15 protein-coding genes are annotated in these 16,205 nt (G+C 45.7%); 9 read left to right on the forward strand and 6 right to left on the reverse strand.

Annotated features, from left to right (window positions below):
* Positions 1 to 94 precede the first annotated feature (94 nt).
* Complete coding sequence (msrA, locus tag G8759_RS18740) at positions 95 to 787, reverse strand: peptide-methionine (S)-S-oxide reductase MsrA (RefSeq protein WP_232073865.1); 693 nt, start codon at positions 785 to 787, stop codon at positions 95 to 97.
* A gap of 178 nt (positions 788 to 965) precedes the next feature.
* On the opposite strand from msrA, the gene miaE reads away from it, so the two are divergent.
* From miaE to G8759_RS18760, 4 genes are all read left to right on the forward strand, one after another.
* A complete protein-coding gene (gene miaE / locus G8759_RS18745; RefSeq protein ID WP_162384236.1) occupies positions 966 to 1,562 on the forward strand; it encodes a tRNA-(ms[2]io[6]A)-hydroxylase in 597 nt (198 codons plus the stop codon).
* 86 nt (positions 1,563 to 1,648) lie between these two features.
* Positions 1,649 to 4,633 (forward strand): PD-(D/E)XK nuclease family protein, encoded by a 2,985-nt coding sequence (locus G8759_RS18750; protein ID WP_167210701.1) that lies wholly within the window; start codon positions 1,649 to 1,651, stop codon positions 4,631 to 4,633.
* 229 nt (positions 4,634 to 4,862) lie between these two features.
* A complete protein-coding gene (locus tag G8759_RS18755) occupies positions 4,863 to 6,569 on the forward strand; it encodes a tetratricopeptide repeat protein (RefSeq protein ID WP_232073866.1) in 1,707 nt (568 codons plus the stop codon).
* 140 nt (positions 6,570 to 6,709) lie between these two features.
* Entirely contained in the window at positions 6,710 to 7,411 is a 702-nt protein-coding gene (locus tag G8759_RS18760) for an NUDIX hydrolase (RefSeq protein WP_167210705.1), read from the forward strand.
* A gap of 279 nt (positions 7,412 to 7,690) precedes the next feature.
* Here G8759_RS18760 and G8759_RS18765 read toward each other — a convergent pair whose 3' ends face one another.
* Positions 7,691 to 8,137, reverse strand: a complete 447-nt coding sequence (locus G8759_RS18765; protein ID WP_232073867.1) for a hypothetical protein — start codon at positions 8,135 to 8,137, stop codon at positions 7,691 to 7,693.
* A 274-nt stretch (positions 8,138 to 8,411) separates the two neighbouring features.
* Between G8759_RS18765 and G8759_RS18770 the strand changes: the two genes are divergently transcribed.
* The gene (locus tag G8759_RS18770; RefSeq protein WP_167210709.1) at positions 8,412 to 8,810 is read left to right on the forward strand and encodes a hypothetical protein; all 399 of its coding nucleotides are present in this window, start codon (positions 8,412 to 8,414) and stop codon (positions 8,808 to 8,810) included.
* A 149-nt stretch (positions 8,811 to 8,959) separates the two neighbouring features.
* A complete protein-coding gene (locus G8759_RS18775; RefSeq protein ID WP_167210712.1) occupies positions 8,960 to 9,523 on the forward strand; it encodes a hypothetical protein in 564 nt (187 codons plus the stop codon).
* A gap of 178 nt (positions 9,524 to 9,701) precedes the next feature.
* Here the strand turns inward: G8759_RS18775 and G8759_RS18780 are convergent, their stop codons facing one another.
* Complete coding sequence (locus tag G8759_RS18780; RefSeq protein WP_317166793.1) at positions 9,702 to 9,974, reverse strand: alpha/beta hydrolase fold domain-containing protein; 273 nt, start codon at positions 9,972 to 9,974, stop codon at positions 9,702 to 9,704.
* Positions 9,975 to 10,102: 128 nt separating this feature from the next.
* On the opposite strand from G8759_RS18780, the gene G8759_RS18785 reads away from it, so the two are divergent.
* Positions 10,103 to 10,639, forward strand: coding sequence for a hypothetical protein (locus G8759_RS18785; protein WP_167210713.1), 537 nt, complete (start codon positions 10,103 to 10,105; stop codon positions 10,637 to 10,639).
* Here G8759_RS18785 and G8759_RS18790 read toward each other — a convergent pair.
* On the reverse strand, positions 10,629 to 11,111 hold the full coding sequence (locus tag G8759_RS18790; RefSeq protein WP_167210717.1) for a response regulator: 483 nt from the start codon (positions 11,109 to 11,111) through the stop codon (positions 10,629 to 10,631). The genes G8759_RS18785 and G8759_RS18790 overlap by 11 nt on opposite strands.
* A gap of 535 nt (positions 11,112 to 11,646) precedes the next feature.
* Here G8759_RS18790 and G8759_RS18795 point away from each other — a divergent pair.
* Together G8759_RS18795 and G8759_RS18800 are read left to right on the forward strand one after the other, a co-directional pair.
* The gene (locus tag G8759_RS18795) at positions 11,647 to 12,336 is read left to right on the forward strand and encodes a hypothetical protein (protein WP_167210719.1); all 690 of its coding nucleotides are present in this window, start codon (positions 11,647 to 11,649) and stop codon (positions 12,334 to 12,336) included.
* A gap of 9 nt (positions 12,337 to 12,345) precedes the next feature.
* Positions 12,346 to 13,953 carry a hypothetical protein gene (locus tag G8759_RS18800; RefSeq protein WP_167210722.1) on the forward strand — a complete coding sequence of 536 codons (1,608 nt, stop codon included), beginning with the start codon at positions 12,346 to 12,348 and terminating at the stop codon, positions 13,951 to 13,953.
* Positions 13,954 to 13,985: 32 nt separating this feature from the next.
* Here G8759_RS18800 and G8759_RS18805 read toward each other — a convergent pair whose 3' ends face one another.
* Together G8759_RS18805 and G8759_RS18810 are read right to left on the reverse strand one after the other, a co-directional pair.
* On the reverse strand, positions 13,986 to 14,264 hold the full coding sequence (locus tag G8759_RS18805; RefSeq protein WP_167210725.1) for a hypothetical protein: 279 nt from the start codon (positions 14,262 to 14,264) through the stop codon (positions 13,986 to 13,988).
* A gap of 237 nt (positions 14,265 to 14,501) precedes the next feature.
* Positions 14,502 to 15,149 carry a hypothetical protein gene (locus G8759_RS18810; RefSeq protein ID WP_167210728.1) on the reverse strand — a complete coding sequence of 216 codons (648 nt, stop codon included), beginning with the start codon at positions 15,147 to 15,149 and terminating at the stop codon, positions 14,502 to 14,504.
* Positions 15,150 to 16,205 lie beyond the last annotated feature (1,056 nt).

The following is a 16,205-nucleotide window of genomic DNA, read 5'->3' on the forward strand; positions in this document are numbered from 1 at the left end:
TCAGGTCAATCCCGCAATATCAGATTTGGCCGAACGGTTGCGGGGCCTGACAAATTGTCCTGGGACGGGCCGAATGTTTGGATACTTATCCGATTTATTCCTTTACCCACTCCGCCATTCGTTTTCGGAACTTATCGACTTTGGGTTCCGAAACAAGATGGATGTATAGGCTGTAAGGGTGTTGTCGATAATAATCCTGATGATACATTTCGGCGGGATAGAATGTAACGAGGGAAACCACTTGGGTAACAATAGGCGCTTTGTGGTTTTTCGATTCACGCCGAATGGCAGCGTCAATTCTGGATTTTTCGGCGGGTGTTCGATAAAAAGCAACAGAGCGATAGTGTTTACCTATATCGGGCCCCTGCCGGTTAAGTTCCGTTGCATCATGACCGGCAAAAAAAGCGTCCAGTAGTGTGTCATATGAAAGGATAGTCGGGTCGTAATAGATTTGTACTGATTCGGCATGACCCGTTTGGTCCGTCCCTACCTGCTCATAGGTCGGGTATTCGAGGTCACCACCCGCGTAACCCGAAACAACAGCCCGAACACCTTTCAGCGACTTCATTTCTTCTTCGGTTGCCCAGAAACAACCCCCTGCAAACGTAGCAATGGCCTCGCCAGACTTTAACACAGGCAGGGTCGCCAGACGCGTGTCCACTGGATTGGTATTTTCGGCCGCTGCGTTGGTCGGCGCCTGCTTACAGGCTATAAAAAGCAGCGTAAAAACGACCAAATAGCCCGGAACAAATCGTATGTTTTTCCAATTCATGAAAACGTCAGTCATTGCTTTAAAAACACGAAATCTGGAGTCAGGATTCCGAATCGGGGAGTTCTACAGGACTTTCTAAGTCCCGGATCAATAACATCGACAATGGTCAAAGGTTTCTTTACGATTGAAGCGGTGCGTTCCCGGGCAATCAGTCGGTTCGTATGTATCTTTGTTGCTGCATTGACTAATTGCTATGTCGCTTACAACCTTAGGCCTCGAACTGCCCACCGATCCACGCTGGGTGAACATCGCCGAAATGAATATCGGCGATATTTTGATCGATCACGCATATTGCGAACAGAAAGCCGCTTCGTCGTGTATATCGCTCATTGTTCAATATTCTGACAAAGAGGAGCTGGTAGAAGTACTTACACCAGTAGTTGCTGAAGAGTGGGGGCATTTTCAACGGGTATTGAAAGAACTTCGGAAGCGCAATATTCCACTCGGCCGTCAACGTAAAGATGAGTATGTTAATCAGTTAAGGGCGCGATTACGCCGGTCGATTGGGGATCAGAAAGAACAATTGATGGACAATCTGTTGCTAAACGCCCTGATTGAAGCCCGAAGCTGCGAACGCTTTAAAATTCTCTCTGAACACATTGCCGACGAGAGTTTACGGAAATTTTACCGGGAACTAATGATCTCCGAAGCGGGGCACTACCGCAATTTCATCGAGCTGGCCGAAACATACATACCCGCTGAGCGCGTGCGGGAGCGGTGGAAGGAGTTTCTGGCCGTTGAAGCCGATATTATCGCTAATCTGGAAGTTCGGGGCGATCGGATGCACTGAAATAGTTGCTCAGGAAAGAGTCCATTCGACGTGAGTCAGTGCCCGACAAGTTGTACCTTTACTGTGCGACTAACCAGTACGTTCATTTGACTTTTCTTAAACAAACAGCTCAGCGAATTTTTGACACGCACGGCCCCAGCCTTAGCGATGTTTGGGTTATTTTGCCTACCCGACGGGCAGTGTCCGTTTTTCTTGATGAACTGGCATCGCTTTCAGACCGACCGTTTCTGGCTCCCCATGCGTTAGCCGTCGATGATTTTATTACGCAGGCAGCTGGTCTACAGCTGGTTGATTCAGTGAGCTTGTTGTTTGAGCTCTACGACGTTTTCCGGGAGATCGATCCGTTGGTTGAGTTCGAGCAATTTATTGGCTGGGCATCCGTCCTGCTGGCCGACTTCGACCGGATCGATCAGTACCTGATCGATCCCCCTGAGCTGTTTAGCTACCTGACCGCAGCCAAAGCACTCGAACGATGGCAGGTGGATCGACCGGTTTCCGCAAAACCAATTCTGGAAACAGCCGGTACTAATCGGTACTTTAAGCTCTTCGAAAACCTTCAGATAGCCTATCATGCATTGCATAAACGCCTGACCGATCAGGGACTGGCTTATCGGGGCATGGCTTATCGGTTGCTTGCCCAGAATGTCGACATACTGATTCGGGACAATCTAAGCTATGAACGTGTCTATTTTGTGGGCTTCAATGCACTCAGTCGTGCCGAGGAGCACATTGTCCGCGTATTGGTTGATGCGAATAAAGCCGAATTGATCTGGGATGCCGATCAATATTACATCCGGGACTGGGGGCAGGAAGCGGGTGAATTTTTGCGTCGATACCGCGAAAATGGCTGGTTCTTCTCGAAAAAGAACCGCGAAGATCTGAGTCAACTCTCTAATAATCTGCTCGGTACCGAAAAAAATATTCGCGTCGTTGGTGTTCCCAATGCCAGTATGCAGGCGAAGGTAGCCGGAAAGCTTTATGCCGACTGGGGTCGGGAGCAGAGGAGCGAATCGACCAAAAAGACGGCCATCGTGCTGGCTGATGAAACGTTACTGATGCCTGTGCTCTACGCGCTCGATGAGAGCGTTACCGATCTGAACGTAACAATGGGCTTATCGTTACGCAGTTCATTGCTGTTTACGCTGGTTGATACGCTGGTTGAAATGCAGCGTACTGTGCATGAGTTCCGAACGAAGGATGGTCGCGATCTGCGCATTCCGAAATATCACCATCGGCATGTTGTCAAGGTTTTGAACCATCCGTTCATTAAGCAATACGAGCGAATTCGGGCGTTGCAGTGGCCGGGAGGTGTGCAGGAAACGGGCGAGATTCTGCCCCCGGAGCCTTTGTTTCAGTGGATTGCCAAAACCATTGTAAAAGATCAGCGCGTATACCTCACCGAAGAGGATATGCACGAATTAGGCCAGAATGATCCGTTGATTCAGGTGCTGTTTGCGCGCTGGCCCAATGAGGAGCCGATGAAGGCAATCCGTTGTCTGTATGACCTGATCGAATTGCTGCGCGACGTATATCGAACCAGCCAGGATGCCATTGAAATCGAATATCTGTACCTGTTCTTTACCCTTCTGAAACAACTGGAGGCAACTCTTGAGCGACAGACGGAATCCGGAAATGCCGAAACGGCCGTTACGGTGCGTAGCTTCCGGCAGTTTCTGTATGAGTTGATTCGACAGACGAGTATTCCATTCACGAGCGAAGGGAAGAGCCAGTTGCAGGTCATGGGTATGCTCGAAACGCGTGCACTGGATTTTGAACGGGTTATTATTCTGTCCGTAAACGAAGGGATTTTACCCCAATCCCGCAAACTCAATTCGCTGATTCCCTTTGATATTGCTCAGGAACTAGGGTTGCCTACCTATCGCGACCAGGAAGCCGTTATGGCCTATCACTTCTATCGATTGCTGCAACGGGCCAGCGATATTGTGCTGTTGCATACGACCTCAACCGATGCTTATGGAAACAGCAAGGGCGAGCCCAGTCGGTTTATCCGGCAGATTGAACATGAACTGGTGCCTCGTTCAAATGGCCTTATTCGTATTACGCATCCAACGGTTCGCTTCGGGCGAACGGGAATAAATCAATTGGCCGATACATCCGATCTGAGCGTTCCTAAAACAGAAAGCGTTCGGGCGGATTTAATCAAACTGTTGACCACAAAGGGACTGTATCCGTCATATCTGAATCAATTTGTTACGTGTTCAATGCGGTTTTATTTCAGCCGGATCGTGAACATCAGTGAAGAAGAAGAAATAGAAGAAAAGATGGGAGCCGCCGAATTCGGAAGCTGGCTTCATAAGGTGCTCGAACGACTGGATATTGATTATCGACTAAAAGGGAAGCCTGTCGACGAGTCAATCGTACGGAAATTGCTGGAAGAGGAATTTGCCTCGTCGATGAAAGGGCGGGTTATTGAATCGGGCATGAATCTGCTGTTGTATGATCTGGCCAAGAAACTGATGCTCGACTTTTATCGGCAGCAAAGCGATCAGGTCGGACTAACGGTTATCGGCACCGAACAAACCCTCGAAACATACCTCGATGTGCCACTCATTAATGGTCAGTCGATCCGGGTGCGCATTGCCGGAAAAATTGACCGTATTGAACGGTTCGGCGACCAGATTCGCATTGTAGATTATAAAACGGGGAAGGTTGATTTGCCCGATAAAGCGCCCAAAGATCTGGCCGAAAAGCTCCTGAAAGATGGTAAGGAAGATAAAATGAGGCAGTTATGGCTCTACCGGTACCTGGCACTCAAAAATATCAGCGAACACGGTGGATTGCCCCGTGATAAAGCAAAACGAAATATCTATCCGGCTGCTAATCTACCCGTTGAAGCTGGGTTTTATTCATTCCGTGACCTCAAGGGTGGCTTCAAATCAAATCCAGTTACATTCGGAGCCGATGATAGTCCGGCGCAGTATATCCATGATTCGGAAGAATTGCTGCGGGCGTTGGTCCAGAAAATGCTCGACCCCACAGAGCCGTTCCGTAAGACAGATCAACTGGAAATGTGCCAGTATTGCGATTTTAAGGGAATCTGCGGCCGATAGCTAAATAGGCGTGACTGGTATTAACCGCTTATCGTAATTTGCCTGCCCTGAATTACGATAAATAGCTAGTTATCAGTTTGCTGCTTTGCCTTTAACTGCGCAAAATCGTAGGCAATCCTCGCGGAGATTTTCGATCAGGTATTGATTGAACCAACGACCTGATCGAAATGAGTAGTAATTGAATGACTGGTTGCGACTACTAAATTCACCCACCTAAACGCCTACCCACATGAAGGTAACCGTACTCTTCCTCGTCTTGTTGCTGGCCTGTAAATCCCGGCAAAAAGCCACCGACGGGCAAACGACAGCTCAGGTTATCTGCCGCACTGCACCGACTGACAAAGCCTGGTATAGCTCGGGCCAGAAGGCACCCCTGTTCGATAGTCTGGGGAATCTGCACTTTCCCATCACTACCCAGAAACAGGAGGTTCAACGGTATTTCAACCAGGGACTCATGCTCGCTGTTGGCTTCAATCACGCCGAAGCTGCCCGTTCGTTTTATGAAGCAACCCGGTTGGATTCGACCTGTGCCATGGCTTACTGGGGATTTGCCTACGTGCTGGGACCAAACTATAATGCGGGTATGGAAGCTGATAACTATGAGCGCGCTTACGTAGCCATTCAACGGGCAATTAAATTGTCGGCAACTTGTACGAATAAGGAAAAAGCGTTGATCGATGCGCTGGCAAAACGATATACTGCCTCGCCTGTCGACGACCGCAGGCCGTATGATGAAGCTTATTCGCAGGCAATAAAGGTGGTTCACGAACAATTCCCTGAGGACGCGGACATTGCGGCTCTGTATGCAGAATCATTGATGGACTTACACCCCTGGGATTTATGGGAACATGATGGTAAACCCAAGCCCTGGACGCCCGGAATAATAACGACTCTGGAAACATTAATGGCGAATAACCCCAGCCATATAGCCCTTAATCATTATTACATTCATGCCGTAGAAGCGTCTAAAACACCGGAACGAGGACTGAATAGTGCGGCAATGCTCAGGAAGGTGGCACCAAATGCCAGTCACTTGGTGCATATGCCCTCACACATATACATCCGCACAGGCGACTACCACGAAGGCTCACAAAGCAATTTGCAGGCCGTGAAAGTGGATAGCCTTTATTTGATGGGAAAGTATGCACAGGGAGCATTCCCATTGAACTACTTTCCACACAATTATCACTTATTGGTAGCCACGGCTACAATGGAAGGCAATTACCGGTTAGCGATGGAATCGGCCCGGAAAGTTACCGAAAATACCAGTAAAAAACTGCTGGCCGATCCTGCCTGGAGTACGCTTCAGCATTATTACACCATACCTTATCATGTAGCCATCAAGTTTTCACAATGGGACGAATTGCTTCGTATGTGTCGGGACGATACGGTAAGGCTAAAGTATCCGACCGCCATTCGGCACTATGCCCGTGGCCTGGCTTTAGTTGGTAAACAGCAACTTCTAAAAGCGAAACTGGAACTACAGGAGCTCAACAAACTGACAGCCGACCCAGATATTGCCAAATTAAAGATAGCCGGAATTAATCCGATGAGTTCAATTCTGGAAATCGCCCGTCGGGTTCTGAATGCCGAAATAATGGCACAGGAAGGACAATTATCATCCAGTATACACTTATTAACCGAAGCCGTTTCTTTAGAGGACGGACTAAATTATCAGGAACCGCCTGACTGGTTTTTTCCGGTACGCCATACACTTGGCACTGTTTTGCTGAAAGCCAAACGCTACAGGGAGGCCGAAGCCGTATTTGCTCAGGATCTGACCGTGTTTCCACGCAATGGATGGGCGTTGTCGGGTCTGCATCAGGCCCAACTCAGTCAGGGAGCTATTGAAAAAGCGCAGCAAACGCAGACGGTATTGAATCTGGCCTGGAAATGGGCAGATCAGGACCTGAAATCCGGGAAACTGAGACAATGATCCTGATTCATTTCTGAATGCAAAATCGAGTAGCTTGCATTTAGTTTGTACCATTTCTGTTTTTGATGAGCGGAAATGCCAATTTTTGAAGTCTGGAATCGGCCCATCAATTATCTTAACAGCACTCTTTATTGCAACGAATGATCGACCTGTATAAAAAGCAACATGCCTATCTTCTAGCATTGGATTCCATTATTTTCGGTTTCGATGGTGAAAGTTTAAAGATATTACTGGTCAAACGGGGGGTAGAAGAAACCACCTGGTCGTTGATGGGCGGCTGGCTGCAACCCGACGAGAGTTTAGGACAGGCAGCCTCTCGAATTCTGCTGGAACTCACGGGCTTAAACAATGTCTATCTGGAGCAACTCAGTGTTTTTGGTGATCCTGATCGCGATCCAATTGCCCGCACGATTTCCGTAGCCTATTTTGCCCTGGTGAAAGTTGCAGATTATGCCTCTAAAATTTCGGAGACCTATCAGGCCCGCTGGTTTTCACTTTACGACTTACCAACCCTGCTTTTCGACCATGCCGACATGGTGGATTTAGCCATTAAGCGATTACGTTACAAAGCATCTCAGCATCCCATCGGTTTTGAACTCTTACCCGAGAAGTTTACCATTCCCCAACTGAAGAAGCTGTACGATGCCATTTACAATACAGAATTCGATAAAAGGAACTTTAGTCGAAAAATCCTCTCGACAAATCTGCTCATTAAATTAGATGAGAAACAGAAAGGGTTCTCTCGTAAAGGAGCTTATTTCTATCAGGTAGATACGCAGAAATACCAGCAATTGACCCATTCATTTTTAAATTTTATTCCCAATCCAGACGCTCTTCCGTAAAAATATAGTTGCTGATAGGTGAATTAATTGAAGATAAGTGACGGAAACGGCTACCGATTAACCCGAGGAAATTGCTCTAGTTGCCAACGTATGTCAGATCCGTTAGGGCTTTGTTGAAAAAAAACGATGGCTATAAACCAATGGGTAAGTACCTGATATAAAGTCTGTACATGGTAGCCGTGTATAGCCCTTTTCTGGGGCTGAAAGCCTAAAATAGTGTGGATAGAAGCGAATGCCCGATTTCTCTGAGATCGGGCGTTTTTTATTTGTAGAAAACTATTACTTGGTATATTGTTGAGCCCATGTTGTACACTGACTGACTGCATCTGTCCGCTTCACAAAAGCATAGTACATGGAGTGCTTTAATGTGCCCTGGCAATTGGTAGCGACCTTCACGATCAACCGTCCATTGGCATTTACTATGCTGTCAGGTACCGTCATGTGATCACTGGCCTCTATATTGATCTTCAAGTCCCGAGCAGTAAAACCATTTATGGATGCTGAATCCTTAAGCGCATAGATAACCCACTCAAAACCCGATGGCGAATCACCATAGCCAGTAGCCGTTAGGGTTAGGCCAGCAGATGGATCATAGCAATCTCCTGTAACAGCTATGTTATCGGCAAACCTACAGGGCGTTGTCGTTGAACGTTCCTGACAGGAAACAGAACCTAATAGACCCAAAGCAATTAGAGCTGCCCTCTCAACCATCCTCGTTGATTTCATCCCGTTGATGTCAAATAAATAGTACTAATGTGTTAAGTAAAGTAAATGATGGAATCAATAAGAATAAAATATATAATACTTAAAATGTTTTACTTGCGCGTCGAATTATACAATTTAAAGCTCTTCGTTTCATAGTCTACTTATTCCCGGATTATCTCATTTTCCGAGTGATACAGTGAGAACTAGTCGGGCGGCTCCTCAGAGTCGGCACAATTTTCCGTATTGATACAGTAAAGTCGGTGCAGTTGACTGTTTTTAGGAAAAATCTCAACTTATGAAAACACTACTGCTCTTTCTAAGGCTAATGATGGTTAGCGTTGTCGCTTATTGCCAGAGTCCTGCGACCACAAGGCTGTACTTTATAGCTATGCCTGCCAATTCTTTGCATACGACGCTGAATCCGGATAAACCCATCAAGGTTGGTCGCTGCACACTACTGGAAACCAACGCGGATAGTTTAGGTATTGTCGTAACCAATAAGAAAACCGCCTATTTACATTTCGAGCGAGGACACACCTATTACTTTCGGGTGTATGGGGGCCATTCGGTTCAGAGCATGACCTCGCTGGTTTCAGAGACGGAGTTCTGGCTCGATGTAGGTTTTAATGGAGCATCTAACTATCGTCATTATTTTCTGGATAAAGAGAAAGGGTTGACGTTACTGGACGACTAGTACAGGAGTAAGATACGGCATTCCCTTTCCCGTGTCTTAATCTGCAACCGATCGATCAATTTACACAGTCGAATTATCGACAACCCGCTAAATTGCTAATAATCAATGACTGATTGCAGTTTATTGACCTTCCTGGAAAAGCCAAACACATGATGAAAGAAGTTCAGTTGACTCGAAGCTTTCTAAAGAATCCCTTAAGCAGCCTGATAATTCTGCTTGTTATAGTAGTGTTCATCGAGTTACTGTCATGGAACATCGCCTATGAGGCAAAACTAAAACTAATCAACCGTGCAGGAGGACTGTGGGTATATATAACTGCCCTGGTACGAAGCCTGATTATTCCTGAGATCTCTACCGCGCTTATTATCGCGGCCTTGCTGAACCTGTTTCACCGCTTGTTTAAGATTACCCAGGTAAAATTAAACTGGACATCCCTTGTCCGTTATGAACTCAGCTTTCTGCCTATTTTGCTGCTTGCTTATCCCATTTTTAGTCCAGTTACTCAAACCATTCGGTTTCTTCTGGAGGCTTATCCCGATTACACATTTACCAATTACTGGATTAATTATCTCCAGATTTCCCTCTGGTTATCCATCTATGTACGGTATCTTCTGCCAGTGTGTATCATTGGTTATCTCCTGCTAAACATTTCGCTGCTTTTCGATTTTCAAAAATCAGGTCGAGCCTCGGCAACATCAACGGCTACTTTATAGTAAACGATTTTTCATGAACGAACAGGCGTATGGGTACAGTGAATTCTGTACCCATACGCCTGTTCGTAATTTAATCTTGAAAAGACAGCAAGTTTACTGAAAAGCATTACGCAATTAAGTCGCGGCCAATTCCTGAGCCTGAGCTGCCTTTGGTACAATAGCATATGTCCCGAAAAATTCATGGGTAACCCCCTGAAAGAGTTGATAGGTACTTATCCCGCAACTGCATTCCTTCGGTTTGTAAGGGATCGATTTCTACACCAATGATCGTAGTAGGAGGGATGCCGTGCAGATCAGCTACGGCGACCAGCGAAATCAGTTGACTATTACCACCAGCTGGCGATCGGAAAAACTTGTCAACGAACCATTGAACCAAAGGTCGATTTAATGACATGGTGTTGGCAAACTGGTTGTAGGAAGGCGTATTCAGATCAGGATAAACGGATAAGATATGTGAAGGAAGCCCGCGGCCCCAATCGCCTGCCGTGGCCCAAAACTAAATTTTAGCTTTATGAACAGGCTATTGATTGACTAATCCCGTTTTATAGCTATTTGAACGCAGTTAAACCCGTTAGCCCTATGGTTCTTTTCATAACTGCAATTGATGTGAACAGCCGAACTCGTGAGTTTTCATGCCAGTTTCCTGAACTTGAACAGGCCTTTGATTTTCTAAATGAAATTGTTGGCAGGGGAAATACTTTAATACAAGCCTGTACGGAAGAAGATAATCAGCTAATCCATCTCCCGATCGACGCATTTGATGGAGCGCCTTTTCTGGGTGCCATCGAGGAATTGAAACAGGAATGGCTATCAGTTCTGGGTTATGCGCCGACTTCCGGAATCGCCGATAATGGCAATCATCCGGAATTGATCGAATGGCTTAAGAAACGTATCGATCAGTACGAATTGCAAATGGTAATGATTGAGAGCAATATCAGCCGCTTTAAGCAACTGCTTTGTCGTGCTGAAAGCAGTATGCTGCAAGATCCTGATTTCGCTGCGGTCAGCTATCATTTTGCCTCCCTACTTATCAACTATGAGGAGCAACTTAAAAAGGTGTGCCTGATCCATCAACAAGCCGTGTATCGACTTGGCGAGTTAACGATCAAAAACTAAAACCTGAACGCGGGAGCGTAGCCGTATCCCACCAGTAACTCCGTAGCTTACGAAAAAAAAATAGCCACTCTTCGGCATTCATAGGTTTGATCAAATAAGAGGAAGCACCCAACTGATAGGCTTTAAGAATATCGTCATTATGCTCTGATGAACTAAAGATAACAATCGGAATATGGCTTAGTGGAGCCGGCATTTGTTTGATCTGTTCGAGTAACTGCCAGCCGTCGGTATTGTGGGGAAGGTATAGATCCAGCAAAATCAATTTAGGCTGTTCCCACTCCTGATACTGCCATTGATCGAGTCGATCCAGTGCCTGCTGAGTTGTGCTAACCCGGACGACTGTTACTTCGCTCAGGCACTGTCGGATCGCAGACTGGATAAGTAGCCAATGATCGTCATTATCTTCAACGATGAGTAACTTGGCCTGTTTAAAGTTGGCTTTACGTGCTAATTGATCAGCAGACAGTTTCATGGGTTAGTAGCGTGTTAATATCTCTTAGTAACAATCTATTGTGTCTATAGGTTATAAAAATTAACCTGCCTGTTAAGCTATCGTAGTGGGTTTGATTAATTGCTGATCACTCGTAGCAATGAAACGCCCAATGTTTGGCTAAGGTTGAAACCTGGCGACCCATTGGTTACGCAAACCTCCCGGAAAATTTTACTGTCTTGGCCGTGGAATAAACCTGTCATTCGAGCAGCAAGTGACAACATTTACTGACTGTGTATTAATGATGGTGATGTGAACAGGACTAAACACGCTTAGTAAAGCCAGCCTGATCATGTAAGCTTGCTATTGCGCATGCATCATAAAATCACTTATTGATTGTAAGGCACTAACGTAGTACAAAATCTAATTGAGATCTAGTAATTCTAGGATGTAGTCCCTAATTAATTCGTTATGAATCAATAAGATAAATAGTTAATTAATTAATGAATAAGAAAACAAAATATATGCTATTGTAGTATATTATAAACTAGTGCTTACTTTAAAGAAAGACTGAGGTATGAAGCCGTTCGCTCTTATTTGGGCCGTTCTATTGCTGCCCTGCCTCAGCCAAGGCCAGTCCAACAGAAGTACAGCTTTTAAGCCAGGTATCGCCCTTATTGCCCATGCGGGTACAGCCGGATTCGGAATTAACATTGATAAATCACTTTCTCGACATTTCGCACTACGAATCGGTGCGAACAAATTCACCTATACAGGAACGTTAACATCGGGTAATGACACGGATGAACTCCAGATCGGGTTTAATTACACGATAAATCTGTTATCATTCAACGCATTACTCGATTATTATCCTTTTAAACAAACGGGATTTCGAGTTACGGCAGGTGCTTTTTACAACTTAAATCAGGTTACCTTTCTGGGTAAGCCAACGAAAGACGTTCGATTTAACGATGTCGTTTTTACGATTGATCAGATTGGCATTGTTGAAGGAAAGGCGGATTTTCCCCGTATAGCCCCATACGTGGGAATTGGCTGGGGGCATCCGTTTATGCGCAGCAGGGTAAAGCTCCTGGCCGATGTCGGATTCTTTTACCAGCAATCCCCTGGCATCAAACTCGTAACAACGGGTATGCTAGCACCTTCCGGCGATCAGGGGCCAGTAATCGAGAACAATCTGAAACCGCTGAAATATTATCCGTTAATCAGCATTGGCCTTTCTTACACGATTCGATTCACTCGCTATTAGCCATACCACATGAGCATTTACAAACGTATTGGCTGGTTAAGTCGTTCTCGTTCGTATAGGTCGATCCTGTCAAGTCTCCTGCTTGGATTGATGGTGGGATGTCAGGATCTGAAAGACATTCAACAGCTTGATCCGCTGAGAGGGGTTGTGTTCAAGATCAGTTATGAACCTTCGCCCACCACCATTCAGGGATTGGTGGTCGATGCTAAAACCGGCACTCCGCTCAGTGTACCCGTTCAGGTTACTATTTTCGGGCCCGATGCCAACCGGGTCGTTAGTTATGAGGGTGAAGCCGTCTCAACCTTTCAAAGTCCTAAAGCGGATTTATTTCTGGGACTAAAAGGCGAAGTGCCGTCGTCTTCCAAACCGGCAGAATTAAGGATTGTCGTCAGCGCAACCGGTTATATCCGTTCAAGCATTTATTTATTCATCGACAAAGCCAGACCCGAGCCCTTTTCAATCAGGCTTGTAAAAAAAACTGACCCGCCAGCCGGCGTTGTTCTCAATCAGGAGGGTGTTGAAACAGCAACAACGGGTGTGACAAAACAGGCGAAAATAATAACGACGCCAACGAACGCATCGATGACGAGCCGTGCAACTGTAACTATACCCGCCAATATACTCCTGACAGATGCTAAAGGGCAACCTGTTTCCGGGAATCTTTCAGCACAAATGGTCGCCTATTCAAGTCAAACGGAACTCTCGCTACGTGCTTTTCCGGGAGGGTTTACCACACGGGTAACTCGCGACGACGAGGGTAATGCGAATGTTAAAGGGACATTTTCGCCAATTGGGTATTTGTCCATTGAACTTACTTCGGCTAGCGGTCAGAAAGTGGCTACGCTTAGCCAACCCGTTATAGCCACGCTGGAAATCGCCGGTCAACTCAAGAATCCACAGACTGGCCAGCCGTTAAAACTGGGAGATCAACTGCCCGTATTTAGCTATAACGAGAATACAGGCGAATGGACCTACGAGCAACATGTACCACTCACGCAGGCAGTTACTGGTTTAGTAGTTTCGATTCCGGTTAGGCATTTGTCGGGCTATCACTTAGCTTTTTGGACACCATCGGGGAATTGTGTCAAAGGAGGTCAATGGGTCCTATCGGGAAAACCGGAAGGGAAGCCCATAAAATGGGTACTCTACAATGCCAACCAGCAATATGTAAGCGACGGTTTATCATCGGAGAATACGATTACTATTCCCAGACTATCGTCTGGGACTGCTCGCCTGGACTTGTTTTCGCCCGACGGTAAGCTTGTTGGTAGTTCGATGGTTAGCGATGCATGCGGAAGTCACACTGTCTCTGTTACCTATCCACAAAACCTGATTGATCTGGACATTTCGGTGACTGCTTATTGCGAAAATAGAACTGATATAGTCGTTTCTCCAAGCGTCTGGGTACGGTACCGGAAAGTTGGAGCCGACATTTGGCAGCAATCATTTTTGACGGCTGGACAGGGGAAACTAGTTGGTCTTGAGCCCAATACCGAGTATGAAGCCGGAGTTGACTACAATGGTTTCAACTCCGTTCGTATCAATTCCGGACAAACGTCAGGGAATCAGACTATCCGGATCAAGCTTCCTGACACGATCAGTATCTGTCAACAGTAGCGACCAGAAATGTAGCTGGAGCCTGGAAAATGCTATTTTTTAGCCTTCGTTTGAATCTCATCAAAGTCGGCTTTGATCCAGCGGGGTTGTCCAAGGTAACTTGGTAAAATGACAAATTGGCCCGTTCTGGTGTCGAGAATAATGGATTCCCGTTCACTTGATACGGCCTGGAATCGGCGCGTATCGATCTGGCCAGGTTCTGGTTGATTCGTTCCCTTAGCGGTAAAGTTCGCCAGAATCAGAACACCTATTATCGTAAGGGCTCCCAGAAAAAAGGAGCGAAGGTCCAGTGAAAAATGAATTGTTTTCATGAGCTGAGTCGATTTATAAATAATGGTTGTATATCCCTGACTAGTAAAACACATGAACTTCCATTCTCTACTAGCGTTTACGACTACGTAATGAGTATAAAACAACTGGTCTCATTCTGAGCCGAACGTTTTACTGGTCAGGTCACTAGATTAGTTAAATTCGTAGGTGACATTATACTGTTTAAGGAAAGCAACAGTTCTGTCGATGTGTATGTGATTTCCAACCTGGCGAGCTGGTTAGTGCGAAACTACAATCAGTTTCCAGGAGTCAATCCGACCGGGCTCGAATACATTGCGGATCAATCGCTGATCGTTCTCGTCCTCAAAAGGGTCTCCATTCAGTAAGGCTGTTAGCAAACCAACCGGCGCGGTAATACCAATGGCTTTTAAGGTGCTTTGGCCAATCGAAGCATATTCCATAAGTAATATATGCTTCTGATTAGGGTTATTGAGGTTGACCTTAAGCGTAAGCGTTTGAATAGACGATTCAGAAGGGGATTGCAATGAGAGCGAAAAGTTATTACGAAGCCCGTTCGGCCCAGGTGAACCGAAATGATACACATCGCCCAACGATAACCAACCCAGATCAGCCTGCCGCCAGCCGTGTAATTTACCGGTCCCAATCCGGCTCAGGTGCGTTTGCAGGGAAGCTATATCATTGAAGTCCTTTATTTTCTGTTTTCGCCTGGGATCAGCGTTTAGTGATACAATGTCCGCTAAACGCTGTTGGTTTTTTTGCAGGCTATCTGGGCTAAGTTGATCGTTATGAGCCTGTTTACTAGACCATCTGACTATAGATTGACTGTCAACATATTTAGCTATGGTATAAGCCATGATGACCAGTAGACAGACCAGCGATAGTATGTTTTGTTGAGCAGGGGTCATGGATGAGATGTCGGTTTACCAGCTAAAGATGCTAAGTCGGACGAAACCGTTGCTTGGGGAATGTGTCAATTGCGTTATCGTCTCCTGTTGGAAAGGAAATTTGCTTCTTCCAGTGGTGTCGTAGTCGATCCCAACGGTAACTTGCCTACAGAAATGAGTGAATGATTACGATCGATAAAACTGCTGAACTTAGAGACTACACGGCTTGATTTATCAGTATTTGCGAGTATTGGCGTGCGGAACGTTTCAAAAACCTGACTACCTCAGTTTTATAAATCACAGCTGTCCTGAATGAACAGGTTTTCAAATCGCATCGGCGAACCGTCGTTGAGGTGTCGGATTTAAGAAACGGATACAGAACAGTAATACATCGCAAAAACGTAAACCATAAAAATGCCCGGACTCACCGAATCCGGGCTTTAAGATCACTTTTTGTATTGAATCCTAATTGTTTAATGCAATATCGCATTTATTTGTTAAATAGAAAAATCGGTAACAAAGGGCCTTGCTTGTCACGAGCTGAATCTAATGCTCCCTATTTGCCATCGCTCAACGAAAAAAGCTATTGGTTACCTGACCAAATCCCTACTTTTCTGCTTTTCTATACCGTTTCTAATAGTTCACTGGCCAGTCAGCAAAAACCAGGCCAGCGGACGATTAAAGTTTCCTTTGCCTTCATCTGTTTAGTATCATCATAAAGGAATCTCTGCGCAAGTGTTTTAAGTTAATCTGGCCAGAATTTACGGATAGGGGTTATGTAAAGCGATATACGAATAAAAGTGGCCAGCCCGGCCTAAATGAACGATAGCTATACTTGGACAGATAGCATAAAAAACGCCGTGTCTATACGATACGGCGTTAGTATACTACTATCCAAATAAAGTTGTTAATGCAGAAAAAGATTACAACAATAATGCCTGCTGTTACCAGTTCAGGGCATTAGCAGAAACAAAACTCTCTTTTTATGAATTTCCACTTCAGGTGGCATTGGAGATGAATGTAGAGGAACCTGTGATTGGGCACTATTCCTTAAGGAATTGTAGCGCTTTATATGTA

Origin of the sequence: Spirosoma aureum (assembly GCF_011604685.1) — a bacterium.
Taxonomy (GTDB): Bacteria; Bacteroidota; Bacteroidia; order Cytophagales; family Spirosomataceae; genus Spirosoma; species Spirosoma aureum.